The sequence below is a fragment of the Paenibacillus sp. RC21 genome (assembly GCF_044907935.1).
Lineage (GTDB): Bacteria > Bacillota > Bacilli > Paenibacillales > Paenibacillaceae > Paenibacillus > Paenibacillus terrae_A.
Map to the genome: position 1 here is coordinate 35,444 of NZ_JBIYCS010000011.1, position 19,157 is coordinate 54,600.

The 19,157-nt window shown below is 49.5% G+C and carries 15 protein-coding genes and 1 pseudogene; 10 read left to right on the forward strand and 6 right to left on the reverse strand.

The genetic code is table 11. The annotated features are described in order from the left end of the window. The first annotated feature begins 12 nt into the window (after nucleotides 1-12). Nucleotides 13-1,410, forward strand: a complete 1,398-nt coding sequence (gene sufB / locus ABIA61_RS24210; RefSeq protein WP_283655331.1) for a Fe-S cluster assembly protein SufB — start codon at nucleotides 13-15, stop codon at nucleotides 1,408-1,410. Between the two features lie 169 nt (nucleotides 1,411-1,579). Here sufB and ABIA61_RS24215 read toward each other — a convergent pair whose 3' ends face one another. Next, nucleotides 1,580-2,644 carry an HD-GYP domain-containing protein gene (locus ABIA61_RS24215; RefSeq protein WP_283655332.1) on the reverse strand — a complete coding sequence of 355 codons (1,065 nt, stop codon included), beginning with the start codon at nucleotides 2,642-2,644 and terminating at the stop codon, nucleotides 1,580-1,582. Nucleotides 2,645-2,961: 317 nt separating this feature from the next. On the opposite strand from ABIA61_RS24215, the gene ABIA61_RS24220 reads away from it, so the two are divergent. The 7 genes from ABIA61_RS24220 (at nucleotide 2,962) to ABIA61_RS24250 (ending at nucleotide 9,665) form a co-directional block, all read left to right on the forward strand. Further along, nucleotides 2,962-4,416, forward strand: a complete 1,455-nt coding sequence (locus ABIA61_RS24220) for a bifunctional metallophosphatase/5'-nucleotidase (RefSeq protein ID WP_404581364.1) — start codon at nucleotides 2,962-2,964, stop codon at nucleotides 4,414-4,416. Further along, nucleotides 4,370-5,530, forward strand: coding sequence for an HD-GYP domain-containing protein (locus tag ABIA61_RS24225; protein ID WP_283655334.1), 1,161 nt, complete (start codon nucleotides 4,370-4,372; stop codon nucleotides 5,528-5,530). The genes ABIA61_RS24220 and ABIA61_RS24225 overlap by 47 nt, the downstream gene beginning before the upstream one ends. 96 nt (nucleotides 5,531-5,626) lie before the next feature. Then, nucleotides 5,627-6,757 carry a radical SAM/CxCxxxxC motif protein YfkAB gene (gene yfkAB / locus ABIA61_RS24230; RefSeq protein WP_283655335.1) on the forward strand — a complete coding sequence of 377 codons (1,131 nt, stop codon included), beginning with the start codon at nucleotides 5,627-5,629 and terminating at the stop codon, nucleotides 6,755-6,757. Nucleotides 6,758-6,855: 98 nt separating this feature from the next. After that, complete coding sequence (locus ABIA61_RS24235) at nucleotides 6,856-8,211, forward strand: hemolysin family protein (RefSeq protein WP_404581365.1); 1,356 nt, start codon at nucleotides 6,856-6,858, stop codon at nucleotides 8,209-8,211. A 190-nt stretch (nucleotides 8,212-8,401) separates the two neighbouring features. Further along, nucleotides 8,402-8,626, forward strand: coding sequence for a spore coat associated protein CotJA (locus ABIA61_RS24240; RefSeq protein WP_044648566.1), 225 nt, complete (start codon nucleotides 8,402-8,404; stop codon nucleotides 8,624-8,626). A gap of 1 nt (nucleotide 8,627) precedes the next feature. Beyond that, nucleotides 8,628-9,062 carry a spore coat protein CotJB gene (locus tag ABIA61_RS24245; protein WP_283655337.1) on the forward strand — a complete coding sequence of 145 codons (435 nt, stop codon included), beginning with the start codon at nucleotides 8,628-8,630 and terminating at the stop codon, nucleotides 9,060-9,062. Between the two features lie 33 nt (nucleotides 9,063-9,095). After that, a complete protein-coding gene (locus ABIA61_RS24250; RefSeq protein ID WP_283655338.1) occupies nucleotides 9,096-9,665 on the forward strand; it encodes a manganese catalase family protein in 570 nt (189 codons plus the stop codon). 223 nt (nucleotides 9,666-9,888) lie between these two features. On the opposite strand, the gene ABIA61_RS24255 is transcribed toward ABIA61_RS24250, so the two are convergent. The 4 genes and pseudogenes from ABIA61_RS24255 to ABIA61_RS24265 all read right to left on the reverse strand — a co-directional run bounded on the left by ABIA61_RS24255 (nucleotide 9,889) and on the right by ABIA61_RS24265 (nucleotide 13,420). Beyond that, a complete protein-coding gene (locus ABIA61_RS24255; protein ID WP_404520702.1) occupies nucleotides 9,889-10,965 on the reverse strand; it encodes a BclA C-terminal domain-containing protein in 1,077 nt (358 codons plus the stop codon). Nucleotides 10,966-11,012: 47 nt separating this feature from the next. Next, nucleotides 11,013-11,990, reverse strand: coding sequence for a hypothetical protein (locus ABIA61_RS24260; RefSeq protein WP_404520701.1), 978 nt, complete (start codon nucleotides 11,988-11,990; stop codon nucleotides 11,013-11,015). 16 nt (nucleotides 11,991-12,006) lie between these two features. Beyond that, a pseudogene (locus ABIA61_RS26665) lies at nucleotides 12,007-12,258 on the reverse strand (alpha-helical endospore appendage domain-containing protein); the annotation flags it as partial. A gap of 88 nt (nucleotides 12,259-12,346) precedes the next feature. After that, nucleotides 12,347-13,420 carry a glycosyltransferase family 2 protein gene (locus ABIA61_RS24265; protein WP_283655341.1) on the reverse strand — a complete coding sequence of 358 codons (1,074 nt, stop codon included), beginning with the start codon at nucleotides 13,418-13,420 and terminating at the stop codon, nucleotides 12,347-12,349. Between the two features lie 169 nt (nucleotides 13,421-13,589). On the opposite strand from ABIA61_RS24265, the gene ABIA61_RS24270 reads away from it, so the two are divergent. After that, nucleotides 13,590-14,666, forward strand: a complete 1,077-nt coding sequence (locus ABIA61_RS24270; protein ID WP_283655342.1) for a glycosyltransferase family 2 protein — start codon at nucleotides 13,590-13,592, stop codon at nucleotides 14,664-14,666. 9 nt (nucleotides 14,667-14,675) lie between these two features. Here the strand turns inward: ABIA61_RS24270 and ABIA61_RS24275 are convergent, their stop codons facing one another. Beyond that, nucleotides 14,676-16,073 carry an alpha-helical endospore appendage domain-containing protein gene (locus ABIA61_RS24275; protein WP_404581366.1) on the reverse strand — a complete coding sequence of 466 codons (1,398 nt, stop codon included), beginning with the start codon at nucleotides 16,071-16,073 and terminating at the stop codon, nucleotides 14,676-14,678. A gap of 101 nt (nucleotides 16,074-16,174) precedes the next feature. Between ABIA61_RS24275 and ABIA61_RS24280 the strand changes: the two genes are divergently transcribed. Further along, nucleotides 16,175-19,147, forward strand: a complete 2,973-nt coding sequence (locus tag ABIA61_RS24280; RefSeq protein ID WP_283655344.1) for a methyltransferase domain-containing protein — start codon at nucleotides 16,175-16,177, stop codon at nucleotides 19,145-19,147. Nucleotides 19,148-19,157: the final 10 nt, after the last annotated feature.

Consider the following 19,157-nt stretch of genomic DNA (forward strand, 5'->3'; position numbering starts at 1 on the left):
GGTTTGAGAAACATGGCCAAGAAAGCACCGGAAATGGAAGAGTATAAATATGGCTTTCGTGACGAGCACAAATCCATTTTCCAAACAGGTAAGGGTCTCACTCCGGAAATCGTAAAGGAAATCTCCAAAATTAAGGATGAGCCAGAATGGATGCTGGAATTCCGTCTGAAAGCACTGAAGCAGTTTGAAAAAATGCCTATGCCAAACTGGGGCGGAGATATGAATGATCTGGATTTCGACGATATCCAGTACTATGTAAGACCCTCCGAGAGGCAAGGAAAAACGTGGGAAGAAGTTCCTACGGAAATTAAGGAAACCTTTGATAAACTGGGGATTCCTGAGGCGGAGCAAAAGTTTCTGGCTGGTGTATCCGCACAGTATGAATCCGAGGTTGTTTACCATAGCATGCAAAAGGAACTCGAAGATCAGGGCGTTATTTTCATGGACACCGATACGGCGCTGCGTGAGCATCCTGAAATTCTGAAAGAGTATTTTGCGACAGTTGTACCTCCTGCGGACAACAAGTTTGCAGCACTGAACAGTGCGGTATGGTCAGGCGGAAGCTTTATCTATGTACCGAAGGGTGTAAAATGTGAAGTTCCATTGCAGGCTTACTTCCGTATTAACTCGGAAAACATGGGACAATTCGAGCGTACACTCATTATTGCCGACGAGGACAGCTTCGTTCATTATGTAGAAGGCTGTACGGCTCCGATTTACAGCACGAACTCGCTGCATAGCGCAGTGGTGGAAATCATTTGTAAGAAAAATGCACGCGTTCGTTACACAACGATCCAAAACTGGGCACCAAACATCTTTAACCTGGTGACCAAACGTGCGGTTGCAGAAGAAAATGCAACGATGGAATGGGTCGATGGTAACATCGGTTCCAAGCTGACGATGAAATACCCGGCAGTTGTGCTGAAAGGCCGTGGAGCTAAAGGTATGGTTTTGTCCATTGCAGTTGCAGGCAAAGGCCAGCATCAGGATGCAGGGGCGAAAATGATCCACTTGGCACCAGATACGACATCGACGATTGTATCCAAGTCGATCAGTAAGCATGGCGGTAAAGTAACGTATCGCGGACTGGCTTCATTCGGTCGTCAGGCTCAAGGGGCAAAATCGAATATCAAGTGTGATACGTTGATTTTGGATAATCAGTCGACCTCGGATACGATTCCTTATAATGAAATCATGAACGACGACATTACGCTGGAGCACGAAGCAACGGTTTCCAAGGTATCGGAGGATCAGTTGTTCTATCTGATGAGCCGTGGTTTGACCGAAGCAGAGGCGACACAAATGATCGTTATGGGCTTTATCGAGCCGTTCACCAAAGAACTGCCGATGGAGTACGCGGTCGAGATGAACCGTTTGATCAAGTTCGAAATGGAAGGTTCCATAGGATAATTCTCGCTTTACGAGGGTTATGTTGGGGCTGAGCCATGATGCGATGATGTCTATCAGGCGTGTGTCCGTAACATAAAAAGAGACTGTCCTTCGTAGGGAAGAACCTGCGGATCAAGGACAGTCTCTTTTTATTCGCGTAGTCTGTGTATGAGCAGAACGAGTTCGCAGATCAGGATTCCAGATAAATTTCATCAATGGATACATGTCGCTCTCTGGACAAATCTATATACTCATTTTCATTAATTTTCACTAAAGGTCTGAAATAATCGGCAGGATTGTTCAAAATAATCGTTCCCGTCTGACCCGAAGTCAGAAGGACCTGCTTGTTAATAAAGTTCGGAAGCATATGCCGGATGAAGACTTGGGTGGCTTCCGGGTTCAGATGTCCGAAGCTCATGCTGTGCAGCTCGCGCAGTACGGTGAGCAGCTCCTGCTTCGTCTGGTACACACGGTTGGAGATCATAGCGCTATATACGTCTGCAATTGCCGTAATACTGGCGAAAGGATGAATATCCTTCTTGAACAGTCCGTTCGGGTATCCGCTTCCATCTTCTCTTTCGTGATGCTGCAGGGCGACGATTGCCGAAATCTCATCACTTGTTGAGTTGCGAATGATATCATAGCCGTAGAGGGAATGTTTTTTCATTTCCTTAAATTCTTCAGGCGTCAGCTTACCAGGTTTATTCAAAATCTCATCCGGTATCATGGACTTGCCTATATCGTGTAAATATCCGGCTTTACCAGCGGTATAGGCTTCTTCTTCTGTATATCCAAGCCATGTGGCAATGTAATATGACAGTACACCCACTTGGAGAGAATGATTGTACGTATAGTGATCTCCCCGTTCCATGAGCAGCAGCAGAGATACGACATCTTTTTGATGAGTCAGCTCTGAAACGAGGGGGCTGAGCAGCTCATCGACTCGAGATTCATCAAATTTGCCGGTTGAGGCAGCTTTGAGAAACATGCTTTCAAAGCCATGAATAGTCTGCTCCATGAGGGGAACGGCACGTTTAAGGGATTCGGGAGAAGCGGGAACATCGGGGGCAAAGTCAACCGGAATGCTCGCTGAACCGGCATCAATGTCGATATAATCGACACCATGCATGATGAGCTTGGAGATATCGTCGTGCTGAAGCTGGGTACCCCGAATCATGACGGGTACACCGTGTTCATTGTATGTATCGGATCTGAGAAGATCTCCTGGCTTGGCATCGGTAACGTGAACTCTCATGCGCTTAACCTCCTTATTGTCGTAAATTTGTCGAAAATACGAAGCAAACCTAATATATCAAGAATAATATGGGATGACAACGACTAATTCACTATTATTCCTAGCTGTAAAATAGGTCCCAGGAACCCGTCTCTTCTCAGAGGTATACGAGGGCATTGTGACTTTGCTTCTCCCCGTGACTGTTTCTTGAGACAACACAGTAGCTAAATTGTCAGTTGTAGCGCCCCCACCGACATGTACCATAATGGGAAATAACATGGTATGCTTAAACATTAGAAGCAACAGAGTCGATATATAAACTATAGAGGAGGGCGGTTATGGAGATGACGACCCAGCAAACGTTAACCATTTTGCATACCAATGATATACATAGTCATTTTGGCAGTATGCCTTCGATAGCCGCGATGATTAATGAACGAAGAGCCGCATTAGGAGATGCGCTGCTTGTGCTGGATATGGGAGACCACATGGACCGGATGGCCCCCGAAACGGAAGGAACGCTGGGTGGGGCGAATGTGGATGTGATCAATTTGACGGGGTACGATGCGATTACGATTGGTAACAACGAGGGTCTGACTTTTACCCCGGATATTCTTGCACAGGCCTATGCGGGAATTCACTGCCCGGTTGTATGCGGCAACATTAGGGAGAGTGCCACAGGGATGAAGCCCTTGTGGATGACGGATTCACTCATTTTGGACAAGGTGGGGTTTAAGATAGGCTTGCTCGCAGTGACGGCTCCTTTCGGCGAGTTCTATCAATTGCTGGGATGGGATGCACTCGATCCGTTTGAGGTATTGGGCGAGCAAATTCCGTCCCTGAGAAAGCAGGTCGATGTTCTGGTTGTGATGTCGCATTTGGGTTTACCTTCGGATAAGAAACTGGCATCGCGGTTTTCGGAGATTGATGTGATTCTTGGAGGCCATACCCATCATGTGCTGGAGGAACCGCTGTGGATCGGGAGCACAGCTCTATGTGGGGCTGGCAAGTATGGAACGCTGCTGGGTGAAGTGGCACTAAGCCGCAACAGTAGTCATGAACCGTTTCGGGTTACGTCAGGCGGCGTAGCTCCTGTAGACCACACACTGCTGGACGAAAAGGTGGCATCTGCCATTGTACTGCATCGGAGACAGGCAGAGCGTGCCATGGAGAGTACAGTGGCGGTGACGGATCGGAAGCTGGAGATTGCATATGATCGGGAGTCTCCTTTCGGAAATTTGCTGGCACAATCGGTGTCACATTTTACGGGAACCGCTATTTCTCTTGTGAATGCGGGCCAACTGCTTGGCCCTTTACCTCAAGGTGATATCAGCAAAGGAATGCTGCATTCCTTATGCCCTTCGCCAATTAATGCCTGTGTCATGAAGCTGTGGGGAAGAGACATCCGGCTGGCGCTGGAGCAGTCCTTGCTACCGGAATTTGCGGACAAGAAAATAACGGGATTTGGCTTTAGAGGTAAAGTGCTTGGTACGATGTGTGTGGAAGGTCTGGAGATTCAATATGACACGACTCGCGCTCCTTATGATAAAGTGACGGATATACGTGTAGTGGGTCGTTCATTGGAAGAAGATGAGCAATATACGGTAGGCACGTTGGATATGTTCACTTTCAGAGCAGGTTATGAAGTGCTTGCGAACGGAACGGAACTCCGATTTATGCTTCCAGAATTTTTGCGGGATTTGATTGAAATGGAGTTGAAGCGTCCGGGCGCGATGGAAGAGTGTTTTGCAGCTAGGTGGCTTCAGGTATCACAACAATCGGGAGAGGATTAAGTTGCGACTGGTACCTGTTACATTATTAAGAGCCGGCATGAAGCTGGGCAAAAAAATATACAATGAAAATGGAATGGTGCTGCTCTCGGAGGGTGTTGAGCTTACTTCGCGATTGATTGAACGTCTAGGCCAAGTCGGAATTGGATATGTATACATTGAGGATGCGGTGACAGAAGATATCGTAATTCCCGAAATGATCCATGAACAGACGAGGAAGATGGCGCTACAGGAGATCAAGAAGCAGTTTCAGGGTCAGACATCCTACTCCGTAGATCATAAGCACCAATACTTTGGCAAGTCATTTTATAAGGTGATGGAGTCCATTCTGGACGATATCGGAGGCCGTCAGGATGCCGTCATTATGCTGATGGATATCGGGGCGGCAGATCAGGATCTGTATCATCATTCATTGAATGTATGTCTGTATTCACTTGTACTAGGAATATCCAACGGATACAATAACAACCAACTTATGGAACTGGGCATAGGTTCACTATTGCACGATATTGGTAAAATGAAAATTTCACCTCAAGTGCTCTATAAGCCGGGCAAATTGACGGACGAGGAATACGAGCACATGAAAACGCACACGGTGATCGGCTATAAGCTGCTTAAAGACGAACCGGGAATTCCCCTGCTGTCGGCTCACTGTGCATTACAGCATCATGAACGTATCGACGGCAGCGGATATCCGAACGGCTGGAAGAAGGACCAAATCCACGAATACGCCAAATGGATCGGCCTGGCAGACTCATACGATGCGATGACAGCAAGTCGAATATACAAGCAGCCATTGTTGCCCTATGAAGCAATGGAGGTGCTGTATGCCGGTGCGGGCACGTTGTATGAGCAACGGATGCTGGAGGCATTCCGCGATTGTGTAGCTATATACCCGCTGGGGCTCTCCGTGATGCTCAATACGGGGGAAGAAGGGGTTGTGGTGCGCATACACTCCAAAATCCCACAAAGGCCCGTTATTCGCATTGTGAGGGATCGGGACGGACAGGAACTGAAAGCGCCTTACGACGTGGATCTGTCCGTATCTCTTTCGGTGATGATTACCAACACACTGGGTGCTACAGCTTCCCCTTTTGGAGCAATGCACGTGGATTAGCAAATGAAGTGGCAGAAAATATGCAGCTACTTTACACATCATGATATGATATTCATACGTCTTTTGAGGTTAATAACAGAAATAAGGTGAAAAATAATGACAGTTCTACAAAACAACACACTTTCACAAATATCACCAGCATATGATCCGTGGGACCCGATTGTCTCGCTGCGCACACATGGCCGTCATTTGCTGACAAGTGTGGAAATGACCGTGACGCATCTGTGCAATATGCGCTGTGAGCACTGCGCTGTGGGCGACATGCTTGTTATGAAGGAGGCTCCCTTCCTTCCGTTAGATCTGATGCTGAAACGACTGGATGAAGTCGAGCATCTGGAGACGATCAGTATGACAGGCGGAGAACCCGCTTTGCTCGATAAAACGGTGGACGAAGTGATCGTTCCGCTGCTGAAATATGCCAAAGAGCGTGGTATTCGCTCGCAAATCAACTCCAACCTGACATTGGATATTCGCAGATATGAGAAGATGCTCCCTTATCTGGATGTCATGCATATATCGTTTAATTATTTGAATGCCGACGATTTTTATGAAGTGGGTTTTGCAAATACCGGACGTCCGACTCCACGCGCGGGGGCTGTTCGTCTTTATGAGAAAATGGTGGAAAATGCCCGCAGGTTGAGCGAAATGGGTATGTTTATTTCTGCCGAATCCATGATTAATTACCGCACACACACGAAGCTGGATGGTATTCATCAGTTGATTAATGAAATGGGCTGTCGACGGCATGAGGTTCATCCGATGTACGCATCGAATTTTGCCTCTACCTTGCCTGTCCTTTCTCTCGACGATATGCGCAACTCCATTCATAAGCTGCTGGATGTGCGCAATCAGGATATGTGGATGCTGTTTGGCACGCTGCCGTTCTTTGCCTGCTCAGACCGGGAAGAAGACCGCAAGCTGCTTCGCCGACTGCGTCAGGAACCGAATATTACGGTGCGTAATGATCCGGACGGAAGAAACCGCGTAAATGTGAATATGTTCACGGGCAGCGTATATGTGACGGATTTCGCAGACATTCCGGCTTTCGGAAATATTCAGGAGCGCGGTCTGGACGATATTTTCGGTGAATGGCTGAATGAGCATCCGTTGAATCAGACCGTGAACTGTCATTGTGATGCCGCTGCCTGTTGCGGACCGAATCTGCTCGTAGCGGATATGTATTACAAGGGAGTCGATTTTAAATCCAGAAAAGCATTACAACTATGAGCATTTTGCATAAATCCAATTAGCGACTTTCAATCATACCATGGAGCGTTGCAAGTCAAATTATGCAAAATGCTAATTATAGAAATGGGGAGTTCGTATTGGAAGGTCATACCGAGTTTCATTGGGGATTGCTAACAGTGAATCTTCTTTTGGTACTGCTGCTCGTCTTTCTGAACGGTGTATTTGTGGCGGCGGAATTTTCGCTGGTCAAAATGCGCCAATCCCGATTGACGCAGCTCCAAAGTGAGGGGCATCGCATGGCAGGCTATGCGCTAAAGGTGAACCAGAAGCTGGATGCTTACCTGTCCGCTACCCAATTAGGCATTACGCTGGCTTCATTGGGCTTGGGCTGGATTGGTGAACCAGCAATATCCGGCTACCTGATCGAGCCACTCATGCACAAACTCGGTGTAACTGACGGTACACTGATTACAACGGTATCCGTTGTCGTCGGATTTTGCGTGATTACCTTTTTGCATATTGTATTGGGTGAGCTGGCTCCAAAGTCTTTGGCGATCCAGAAAACCGAAGGTGTGGCATTGTTTTTATCCGCTCCTTTGCTCCTTTTTTACAAGATCTTTTTGCCCGTCATCTGGGTGTTGAATGCCGCGGCGAATTTGTTATTGCGGGCGTTCGGCATCCAGCCTGCGAGTGAAGCAGAAGCGGCGCATTCGGAGGAAGAGATTCGTATCTTGATGAATCAGAGTGCCAAAAGCGGTGTTATTGATAAGGACGAAATCAAGCTGATGGACAATATTTTTGATTTTTCCGATTTGCTGGCCCGTGAAATTATGCTTCCTCGTACGGATATGGACTGCTTGTATACGAATTTATCGTATAAGGAAAATCTGAAAATCATCAGTGATACCAAGCATTCTCGCTACCCGGTAGCGGTTGAGGATAAGGACCAGATTATCGGCTTTGTTCATATTACCGATCTTCTATTGGCTGAGCAGGGCGAGCAATTGGATCTGGCCTCGGTGGTGCGTCCTATTTTGAATGTGCCGGAATCCATGGAAGTGAGTCACGTGCTGCGCCTTATGCAGAAAAAGCATTCTCAGATGACTCTCGTGGTCGATGAGTACGGCGGAACGGCCGGGCTGCTGACAGCGGAGGAAATATTGGAGGAAATCGTCGGGGATCTCTACGATGAATTTGAGGATGAACGTCCGAGCGTGGAGATTAAGGATAATCTCATTTCGGTGGACGGCCGTATGCTCATTGAGGATGTCAATGATTTGACCGGGGTGAACATTGAAGACGACGAAGTGGATTCCATCGGGGGCTGGCTGTTTAAAGAACTGGAAGGCAGCCCAGTGAAGGGGAAAAAGATTGAGTTTTATAACCTGACCTTTGAGGTGGAGGAAGCGACAAGGCTTCGTATTATGAGAGTGAGGATTCACCGCAAGCTCGACCCTGTGATCGAAGATGAACTTTCCACCGATGAGTCCTGATCCATAGATATGGTTAGGGTCGGTTCCGGTATGAAAGCTATTATAGAGTGTAAAAGCAAGAGCCTTTAGATCCACGTTATCGTGGTTTTGAAGGTTCTTTTTTTATCTGTAATTTTTTGTTCGAGACTTGGGCGATGCCGCATATGTTGAATAGTAAAGCAGATGGATCAATCAAAGGAGGTCCCGGCCCGTGAAATTTCCACAGCAAGGTGAGTTTGCCCCGTTTGTCGGTCCGTTCGATCCGTGTCCGCCCGTTTTGTGCAAAACCTTTGTACTTCCACCAAACCTGTTTGTACAATTTCAGCCCCCAGGTCTGCCTCAATTCAGTCCAGAAGAGGCGCTGAGGAAGGGAACGCTATGGCCTTTGTTTTACAGCCCTTATGAGTCTTGTAGAAACCAGGGGGGAGGCGAGTAAAATGGATTATCCAAATCAGGGTCAGGCCCAAAACCAGCCTCAGAATCGAAATCAGGTTGAGAACCAACAGCAGAACCCGTATCAAAGTCCCTATGCAAACCCGTATCAACAGCAAGACCATACTGAGGGCTACAATCAGAACGACAGAAACCCATACCAAGGCTATGCGCCCCAGACCAAGCCGGGTGATGCACAGTTTTATGCGCTGCTGGAGAAGCTGCAGACGGTGGATTTTGTATTGGTGGAACTGAATTTGTATCTCAATACGCACCCGGATGATTTACAGGCTATCGAACAGTTCAATAAGCTGACACAGGAAAGGACCGGGATTGCCAATGAGTACCAGATCCTGTACGGACCTCTGCAAAATTTTGGCCGTGCCTATTCCAAGTACCCTTGGGAATGGAGCCAATCCCCTTGGCCGTGGCAGGTATAGGCAGGTACAACCTTTTATAAAGGAGGAACATAAATGTGGGTATATGAAAAAAAGCTGCAATATCCCGTACGTGTCAGCAAATGTGATCCTCACATGGCCAAGTTGCTCATGGAGCAGTATGGCGGAGCGGATGGCGAGCTGGCGGCGGCTTTGCGGTATCTGAATCAGCGGTATACGATTCCGGATAAGGTTATCGGCGTACTTAATGATATAGGTACGGAAGAATTTGCTCATCTCGAAATGATTGCGACTATGATTTACAAGCTGACCAAGGATGCGAGTGTAGAGCAAATGAAGGCAGCCGGGCTGGGGGAATATTATGCGGCGCATGATCATGCGCTGTATTACCAGAGCGCAGGCGGCGTTCCTTTTACAGCGACCTATTTTCAAGCCAAGGGTGATCCAATCGCGGATTTGTATGAGGATATTGCGGCAGAGGAAAAGGCGAGAGCTACATATCAGTGGCTGATTGATTTGACAGATGATGTGGATTTGCAGGATAGTCTGAAGTTTCTGCGTGAACGCGAAATAATCCACTCGCTCCGTTTCCACGAGTCTGTGGAAATTTTGAAGGGGGAACGAGACCGGAAGAAAATATTTTGAGGGAATGGGAAATGGATATCCTAAGTACATTTTCCGTTAGAACAGTTTCACGGCGTGTGTATCACTGTAATCCAATGTATGGAAGGGGATGAGGATAAGCTTATTGTAAAATGAAAGGCGCTCCAGTTGGAAGCGCCTTTCGCAGCGTCTATACAGATGAGCAAGCATGGTTATAGGTAACTCATTCGAGAGATGATGTACTGGCAGCAGATGATGGCGCATCTTAATTAAGTCGAATGATGGTCAATGATGCGCCTGTCGCGCCGCCTCCGACCAATGTGGCAGCACCTACGGCCCCGAAAAATTGCACGCTGATGGTTGTTGCGGCTGCTACGTTCACGATAACAGTATTGTTATAAGAGGACAGCGAGATCACGGGAGACAGGACGGACCCTGGAGCCTGCACGCCGTTAATGAGCAAACGGCTGCTCAGAAGAAGACCAACTGTTGTGTTCAACTCATAAGCGATGTAGTAGGTTCCGGCGTTCGCCAGAGTCAATACATCATTAGTACCGTTGATGGTAACGCCTCCGCTCAGCGTCTGAGGCGGACCGGGGAAGGTCACGTTCGTTCCACCAAGCAATACGGTTATTAGGCCACCAGTTGTATTCGCCACAAAAGCATTCGTAGCGGTGATATTGATACCTGTGGCTCCGGTTACACCTGTGGCTCCAGCAACACCAGTAGCTCCCGTCACCCCTGTACCGGTGGCTCCCGTCACTCCTATAGATCCAGTGCCTCCGGCCGGTCCTACCGGTCCTACTGCCCCCGCCGCACCCGCAGGGCCTGTGGCCCCGACCAGACCTGTGGCTCCGGTGGCTCCGGCTAAGCCAGCAACTCCGGTAGCCCCTGTAGCTCCAACTGCTCCAGCTGCACCCGCAGTTCCTGCAGCACCTGTAGCCCCAGTGGCACCTGCGGCTCCTGTCGCACCCGTCCCCCCTGTCGGGCCGACCGGACCGCCCGCAGGACCTGTCGGTCCAGTCGATCCTGTGGGACCGGCCAGTGTGGGGGCGGCCAGCACACTTTCAAGCTTTGCTTGCAGCAGCAGCTCTTTCTTCACGGTGGTGTCCAGCACGCTTTTGACACTTTGGTCCACGGCAAGAACGTCAGCAATGGTAGCCGTTCCTCCCGTCAGCCCAGGTATCGTGCCGAGCACATATTGAATTTTTTCACCCTCGGCATTGATGATGTGACTAAGTCCCAATTCCTCAAAGGCAATGGATGATAGCAACAGGTTAATCGCGTCATCCCGTGTTAGGTTAATCGTGGGTGTTACATTGGGAATATTAGGGAAGGACATGTGAAACCTCCTTATGACATAAATCTGATGTGTTTCATACGTTGTGGCTATCGGAAATGTTTAGAATATGGAAGCAGGGGGGACAGCCATACTTTTCCGAAGGTAGGCTGTCTTTTTGGAGTGACAGGCTTTTGTTGCTGTACATAGGCGTCGAAGCCACCGGGATCGCCTGAATACATTTTGTAAACGGATTGCAATTGCTCGATTGCTTGGGGTAAATGATTCATTTGACCCGGTGGTAACGTGGAGGCCGCATGGCCTGAATCCCACTGGAACTTTAATAATTGCAGCCAGCCCAGACTGCTGGCTCTCCTTGCTTGTTGAACCTCCGAAGGAAACTGTGAGCTTTCCGAAGAAGGGGAGGAGTTGATCTGCTTTTTGAGCCAATGCATCAGGTGCTGCCCATGCTCCAAAAGGTGAAGGGAGCGTTCAATCTGATGGTACAGTCTCAGGGCCTCCTGATGTTCATCTTTGTACAGGCGGGTGGAAGGGTCGACGGACAGGAGAAATTGCAAGCGGATGATTTGTTCGAATAAGAGGGATGCAGCCGTCTCCAGGGCATCTATGGAAATAGAAATTTCAGACAGGACACTTCTGTATTCCCGCCGGAGTCGGATGTCATCATGCAAAGTGGATATAAGGGTGTTCCAATGATTTCCGACTTCCATTTGGATCAGGAGCGATATCTCCAATTGCTGGAGGGTAGAATGATTCAATTGCAGCCACAAGGGAGAGGAGATGTTTTCGTTTGTTTTGTCCGACAAAAAGGAGACCATTCGGCTTTGGGATTTGGCTAATGTGGCTAAACCTGTGTTGAGATGGGTTGCGGCTCGGAAAAGCTGGAGGACGTAAGGTTCATCTGGCGGATGGCTGCTAAACCCTTTATTCTTCATCGCATTCATCAGGGTCTCCGCAGCATTCCCAATCGTCTTTTTTGCGGCATGGATTGTGATCACCACCCTTTTTCGGGCAAGACCGACCGCTGTGATCAGGATCAGGGTAACAGTTAGACCTGCTTTCTCCATCGAGTAGTAATACGTCCTCCAGTTTGTGCTGGAGCAAAATCTGGTTATTCACCACCCCTCGCAATACTCGTTCTACACTTCGATTCAACTGCAGGATATCTTGCAGGCAAACGTCCTCGTCGTTTACGAACCGTTGTATTTTTTCACCTTCTGCATGAAGTATGCTGGACAGGCCCATTTCCTCCATAGCAATAGATGCGAGTATCATATGAATAACTTCTTTTCTCGTTAGAGAGATGAGGGGATTGATGTCGGGAATACCGGGCATAGACAAGTTCAATCTCTCCCTTCACTCCGAATTTGCATCATGGCTATGGTCAGCTGCATGGAATGCCATACCCGGTCCCGTCTCTTCCTCATCCCTGTTGTAGCTGTGAGAAATACTGTTCATTATATAAAACGCTGGGATGAGTAGGATGGTGCAGCTGGGACATACGGTGATGCAATTTTGCTTTATCAATGTCACCAATCCGGTCATAACACAGACATAATTGCAAGTGCGGAAGCCAGGTGTAATAGGACGAATTGGTTAAGGCCATCGCATCTTGTGGTGGTTCGATCAGTGTAGCCTGACGAAACCAGTAAATGGCTTGAGCATACTGTTCCGCTTCAATCAACATATTGCCAAAGGCACAGCAGAACTGGGCGCGTGGTATGTCGAGATTAAGCGTGCGAAGCAGAGCCATACGTTGCTCCTGTTTTTGACCTTGGCGGCCGTAACAATCCGCAAGCTTAAAGCAAGCAGCAATCCGGTCCTCCATCCATCCCTGATTCAGACTTAAATAGTGTTCGTACTGCTGTATGGCATCTACCGTTCGTCCGTTGTCATACAGTTCATTGCCAAAATAGTAGTGATCTCGTTCAGAAAATACGGTGCCCTGCTCCCGGTGCTTGAGGTATATGTGCAAATTTCGGTCAGTGTAAGCACGTGTTTTTTTATGGGTCACCGCCATATTGCTGTGAAAGGTGCTTCCTATCACATTCAGGAATTCGTGTACAAAACCGATCCATCTATAATTACGGTCCCGGCGGACAATTCGGTTTCTTTTGAGCTTATGCAGCGGCTGTCCCTGTTCATCCACGGATAGCACATAATCCATTGTAATGCTGTCATATGAAAGGGTGGCTTGCTTTTTCCAGTCGAGAAATGCGAGTCGGTCTTGCTCTTCCAGGATGTCGTCGGCGTCCAGCCAAAATTGATAGTCCTGTGTTGCCTGATCAAATGCATAGTTACGGGCTGCGGAAAAATCATCGCACCATTCAAAATCGTATATCCGGGCATTGAACGATGCGGCTACCTCTTGGGTGCGGTCGGTAGAGCCGGTATCGACGATAATGATTTCATCCACCAGATCATGGACTGATTTGAGGCAGGTGTGAAGTGCTTCTTCTTCATTTTTGACAATCATGCATAAGCTGACGGTTACCATGCTCTTTGTCCCTCCCAAAAAACTTGGTATAATCTCCATTTTATTAGGATGGCTTGCTCATTATGTGGGAATTTCGGTTGAACGAGTATGAGGGTATGCGTGATGATCATAAATTGAGCAGCGCTCTAATAGATTAGAAAATCAAAGTCTGATGCAAGGGGGGGAAGGCATGAGCCGGCCGTTCATTTCACTGTGCATGATTGTCAAAAATGAGGCGGAACGGATGGAAGCTTGCTTGCAAAGTGCCAAGAATGTTGTGGATGAGATTATTGTAACGGATACGGGGTCCACGGATGGGACGATAGACATTTGTCGTTCCATGGGGTGTTCCGTTGATTCGTACGAATGGGATGACAGCTTTGCAAATGCACGCAATGCGGGAATAGCCCGCGCGACAGGAGAATGGATTTTATGGCTAGATGCGGATGAAGAACTGGATCACGATGAGAGTGGACAGTTGCATGAGTTTGTAAAGGCGATTCATGCAGATACTGCTGCTTTGAAGGTACTCAACGAAATGGATGGTTTTGTATACAGTTGTCCGCAAATTCGTTTGTTCCGAAATGACATCGGGTATCAGTTTGTGCGTGATATTCATGAAAGGCTGCAACCTCCGGCGGGAAAACAGGACACCCCAGAAGCTCCACTGCTGCCCGTGACGGTACACCATTATGGATATGCAGAGAAGGTCGTAGAGGTGAAGGAAAAGTCAAAGCGGAATATTCGGCTGCTGGAGCGGGAGAAGGCACAGGCTGAATATGACCCGTGGTGTGATTACCATTTGGCAAGTGAATATAGTCGTTTGCAGCAATGGGAGAGGGCTTTTGAACTGAATAATTTGGCGATTACCGGTTTTCTGGAACAGGGAAAGCTGCCACCAGCGCTTGTTTACAAGCTAAAATACGATACCTTAATTCGTCATGGCAGCCTGAAGGGGATATGGCCGGGAATTGACAAGGTACTGCAATTGTACCCGGATTATGTAGATTTGTATTTTTATAAAGCGTTGTATCTGTTGGATCAGGGGTTATTGCTGGAGGCTTATTATGAGTTCGAAAAATGTACTCGCATGGGTGATAATTCATGGAAATATGTGACTTTGCGAGGAGTCGGCAGCAGCTATGCATTGTACTACATGTCCATCTGTTTGGCAAAAATGGGGCGGCCTGTAGAAGCACAGGCCACCTTGGAGGCTGCGGGAATACGTCGTTCGTTATCGGATCAGGTGTTGACCACCCAGGCTTGAAAAAGAGAGCTAGGCGGAAATGTATTCGATGACGATCATTGAGCTGGTCCCTCCTGCCAGTGATAAGGTCAACCCGGATACGAGAAATTGTAAATTTCCGGGTACCGTCACCCGAAACAACAGAGATGCGGCGATTTCGCCACCTGCTAGAACCGCTGGGAAAGAGTAGCTTCCCGGGTTGGGAGTAGCTGTTCCGGTGAATGAGGGAGTGATGGTAGACAGCAGGGTCAGGGTCGCTGTGCTGAGCACCAGACTTACTTTGTAAAGACCTGCCTGGGTCAGGCCAAAAGTAGTGTTGTTGACGACGGTGATAAACGTTCCCGTAGAAGCACCCGCTGTAGCAAAGGTGATAGCGCCTCCCAGCAGGATGGTATTAGGTCCCGTATTGGTACGGCTTAGTGCGCTGGCTAAACCCCCAGAGGCCCCGGTGGGTCCAGTAGCGCCCGCGGTGCCCGTAGCTCCGGTGGGCCCGGTAGCGCCCGCGGCACCTGTGGCTCCGGTAGGCCCGGTAGCCCCTGCGGTACCCGTGTCTCCGGTGGGCCCGGTAGCCCCCGCGATGCCTGTAGCCCCGGTGGGCCCGGTAGCGCCCGCGGTGCCCGTAGCTCCGGTGGGCCCGGTAGGTCCGGTAGCGCCCGCGATGCCAGTGGCCCCGGTAGGCCCGTTGGCCCCCGCGATGCCCGTAGCTCCGGTGGGCCCGGTAGCGCCCGCGGTGCCCGTAGCTCCGGTGGGCCCAGTAGCGCCCGCGGTACCCGTGGCTCCGGTAGGCCCGGTAGCCCCCGCGATGCCCGTGGCTCCGGTGGGCCCAGTAGCGCCCGCGGTACCTGTGGCTCCGGTAGGCCCTGTAGCGCCCGCGATGCCCGTGGCTCCGGTGGGCCCTGTAGCGCCCGCGGTGCCCGTAGCTCCGGTAGGTCCGGTAGCGCCCGCGGTGCCCGAGGCCCCGGTGGGCCCGTTGGCCCCCGTAGCGCCAGTCGCACCAATATCGCCCGTGTCCCCGGTAACTCCAGTAGGCCCGGTAGCGCCCGTAGTGCCCGTGGCGCCTGGGTCGCCTGTCGCTCCCGTGGCTCCGGTGTCACCCGTAGCTCCAGTAGCTCCAGTGCTTCCAAACGGAAAACAACAGGTTGCCCCGGTAATGCCTGACGGATTGAGCAGGCACTGGAGCTGAGCCAGAAGGGCAAGCTCGTTTAAAAACGTACAATTCAAAACCGATTGTACGCTGTTATTTACTTCCAGAAGCTCGGCAATGCTCCCTGCGGGTGGTGTAAGGCCGGGAAGGGTCCCGACGGCATATTGTATTTTCTCACCTTCAGCATTAATCAGGTGACTTAATGACAGCTCTTGAAAGGCGATGCAGGCAAGCAGTGCATTGATGTTGTTTTCATCGATATTTCCAGGTGTAAGTCCATTCATATCACGCTCACTCCCTTATCGCTTCATCGCAATTATCGTATGCGTCAGAGCAAGCAGGAGGAACGGTTATGAGGCTTCCGCCTGATGGGAGGCGTCGAATCATGCGTATATTAATCGGCAGCCCAGTGCATCAGAAGCCCGAAATATTAGCTTTATTTCTTCAAGCTTTGGAGCGGCTGGAAGCACCCGATGTGCTGCCGGATTATTTGTTCGTCGATGATAATGACAATCCGGCTTCAAGCCAATGGCTGGCCGATTTTGCGGACCGGCTCCCGGGGCGTGTTTTGCCCCCGCTGTCAGGCTTGCAGCAATATGAGAACCGAAGTGATGAGCATACCCATTATTGGCCGCCTTCCCTCGTTTGGAAAGTGGCCGGGTTCAAAAATCGTCTCATTGACTACGCGCTTCAGCATCATTATGACGCACTATTTTTGGTCGATTCAGACCTGATCCTCCATTCCCGCACCTTATGCAGACTGGTCGAGACGGAGAAGGATATCGTATCCGAGATTTTCTGGACACGCTGGCAGCCCGATGGGACGTTATTGCCTCAAGTGTGGGTCAGTGATGAATACAATCTGTTCCATCGTGAAGAAGGTGAAGTGCTATCGGCAGAAGAGCGGGCACATCGCGAGCTGCAATTTATACATCAGTTGCATGTTCCCGGTTTGTATGAGGTAGGCGGTCTGGGTGCTTGTACCTTAATCCGCAGAAGGGCACTGGAAGTCGGAATTCATTTTGGTAAAATCCCTAACGTTTCTTTTTGGGGAGAGGATCGACACTTTTGCATCCGGGCGGCGGCGTACGGGTTTCCGCTTTTTGTAGATACGCACTATCCTGCCATGCATTTGTACCGGGAAGCGGACCGCATCAAGGCAGAACAATTGCTACTGACCCTGAATAAAATTACGCAGGGCGCTGTTAATAGGGACGACCAAGAAGCTTCAAACACTTCCAAAACTTCAGATATTTCAGAAAATTATCCATCCAGCACTTCCTCTACGTCGCCTGAAATTACCATTCCACGGGATCTCCGCGAGTCTGCCGTCTTCGCAAAGCATGCTACGGATTCTTTTGTCGTGCCACCAGCTTTCTCTGGTCCACGACATAGTGAGCTTCATGCTCCGCCTGTCTCCAGGCCCAAACTGACGCTGAGCATGACGGTATGCAATGAGGCAGATCGCAAGCTCGCAGAAGTGCTCCGAAGTCATCGGGAATATATTGATGAAGCGGTCATTATTGATGATGGCAGCCGTGATGATAGTGGTGAATTGTGCCGAGACCTGCTAAAGGGGATTCCACTGCGTTTGATCCGTAATGAAAGGGCCTCCTTTACGAATGAAGTGGAGCTGCGGAAGCAGCAGTGGAGAGAGACGCTGGCATCTTCCCCGGAATGGATTTTAAACATGGATGCTGACGAAATGTTCGAATCCCGATTTGCCCAAGGTGTGCATGCTCTATTAGCTGGAACGAAAGCCGATACCATTTGTTTCAGGCTGTTTGATATGTGGTCTCCCACGCATTATCGCGATGATGATTACTGGCAGGCTCATCGTTACTACCGCCCATTTTTGACTCGATACCGGGATAGCTTCCCTTATAAATGGAAGGAGCAATATTTGCACTGCGGGAGATTTCCCGATAATGTGCTTGAGCTTCCGAGTGAGATTAGCGACTATCGTATCCAGCACTGGGGCTGGTACACACCAGCTATTCGCACCGCCAAATATGAGCGTTATCAACAGTTGGACCCGGATGCCCGTTATGGCTGGAAGGAGCAATATGAGTCCATATTTGATCCGACTCCCCGGCTCAGTCTCTGGATAGACCCAGACCGAGAGGGTGTAAAAAATCAACATGAGTCTGAATCTGAAGACACTAGCGGTATTAATTCCGATGTGAATACGGGCAAGAATATCCAAGATGTGATTGCCGAGGATACCTATCCTGCTAGAGCCGAGAATAGAATTGAAGCAATTCATACCGCTGAAGCTGTTCAAGTGGCGAACGGTGTCCATTTCGTTGAACCTGCTCCTGTTCATGAAGCGGCTAACCCTGCGAATCCTGTCAACAAGAATGCTGTCGCTAAGATTGCTGGTGTTCATGCTATTATTGGCTCCCATGCTCTTACCAAAGGCGAAATAGAGGACGCGCTTTATGGAAAAGGAGAGGGGGAAGCACAGGGCATGGCTTGCAAACTGTGCGGCTCGTCCAATACGGCGGTGTTCCATCGGTATGAACATTTTACATTGATAGGATGTGGTTCATGTGGGCTTATTTTCCGCAATGATATCGATCGGATACAGCCTGAGAATATGATCGCAGATATCTATAACGTCAAATGGGTCGCCATGCGCGATAGTGCAGCCGCCTCAACCTACGGGGATCATGCTCTTTTCGGACTCATGCTGCTGGATATGTTCAGTCCCGGTAAAGGAAAATTACTGGAAATTGGATCAGGTACCGGAGAATTTATTCATGCTGCACTTCAGAGTGGATGGAATGCTGTGGGCATTGAGCCTTCCATAGACTCGCGCGCATATGCCAAATACAAATATGACGTGGATCTGCTACCGGGCTACTGGAATGGCGATACAGAGACAGAAACAGAAGAAGCGGCGAATGAAGCGCCAGAAACAGAGGGAGATACTGCCTTATCACTGGATCATGAATATGAGGCCGTTGCATGCTGGCATGTGCTGGAGCATATTGCAGACCCGGTGGCATTTTTAACAGATTTACGCGAGCAGCTTCAACCGGATGGAACTTTATACATTACAGTACCCAACAAAAACTCGTTTACAAATGAGGCTTATGGTGTTCACTCGCCTTTATTTACCGAGGAAGATCATTTGTATCATTATTCAGAGCACACGCTGACACGTTTGCTGGCGGAGTCCGGTCTGCACCCGGTGGCCCTGTTCACCCGCCAGCTCCCTTCCGGTCTGGACGCCTTGATAGAGGCGCATCCTTTGTATGGCGAGCTTACTTTCACGGAGCGTATGGGGCTGTTGGCCAAACTTCAAGGCGAGAAACGTGGTCATGAGCTATGCTGCGTGGCAAGGGCGATCTGAGCTGGCTGGG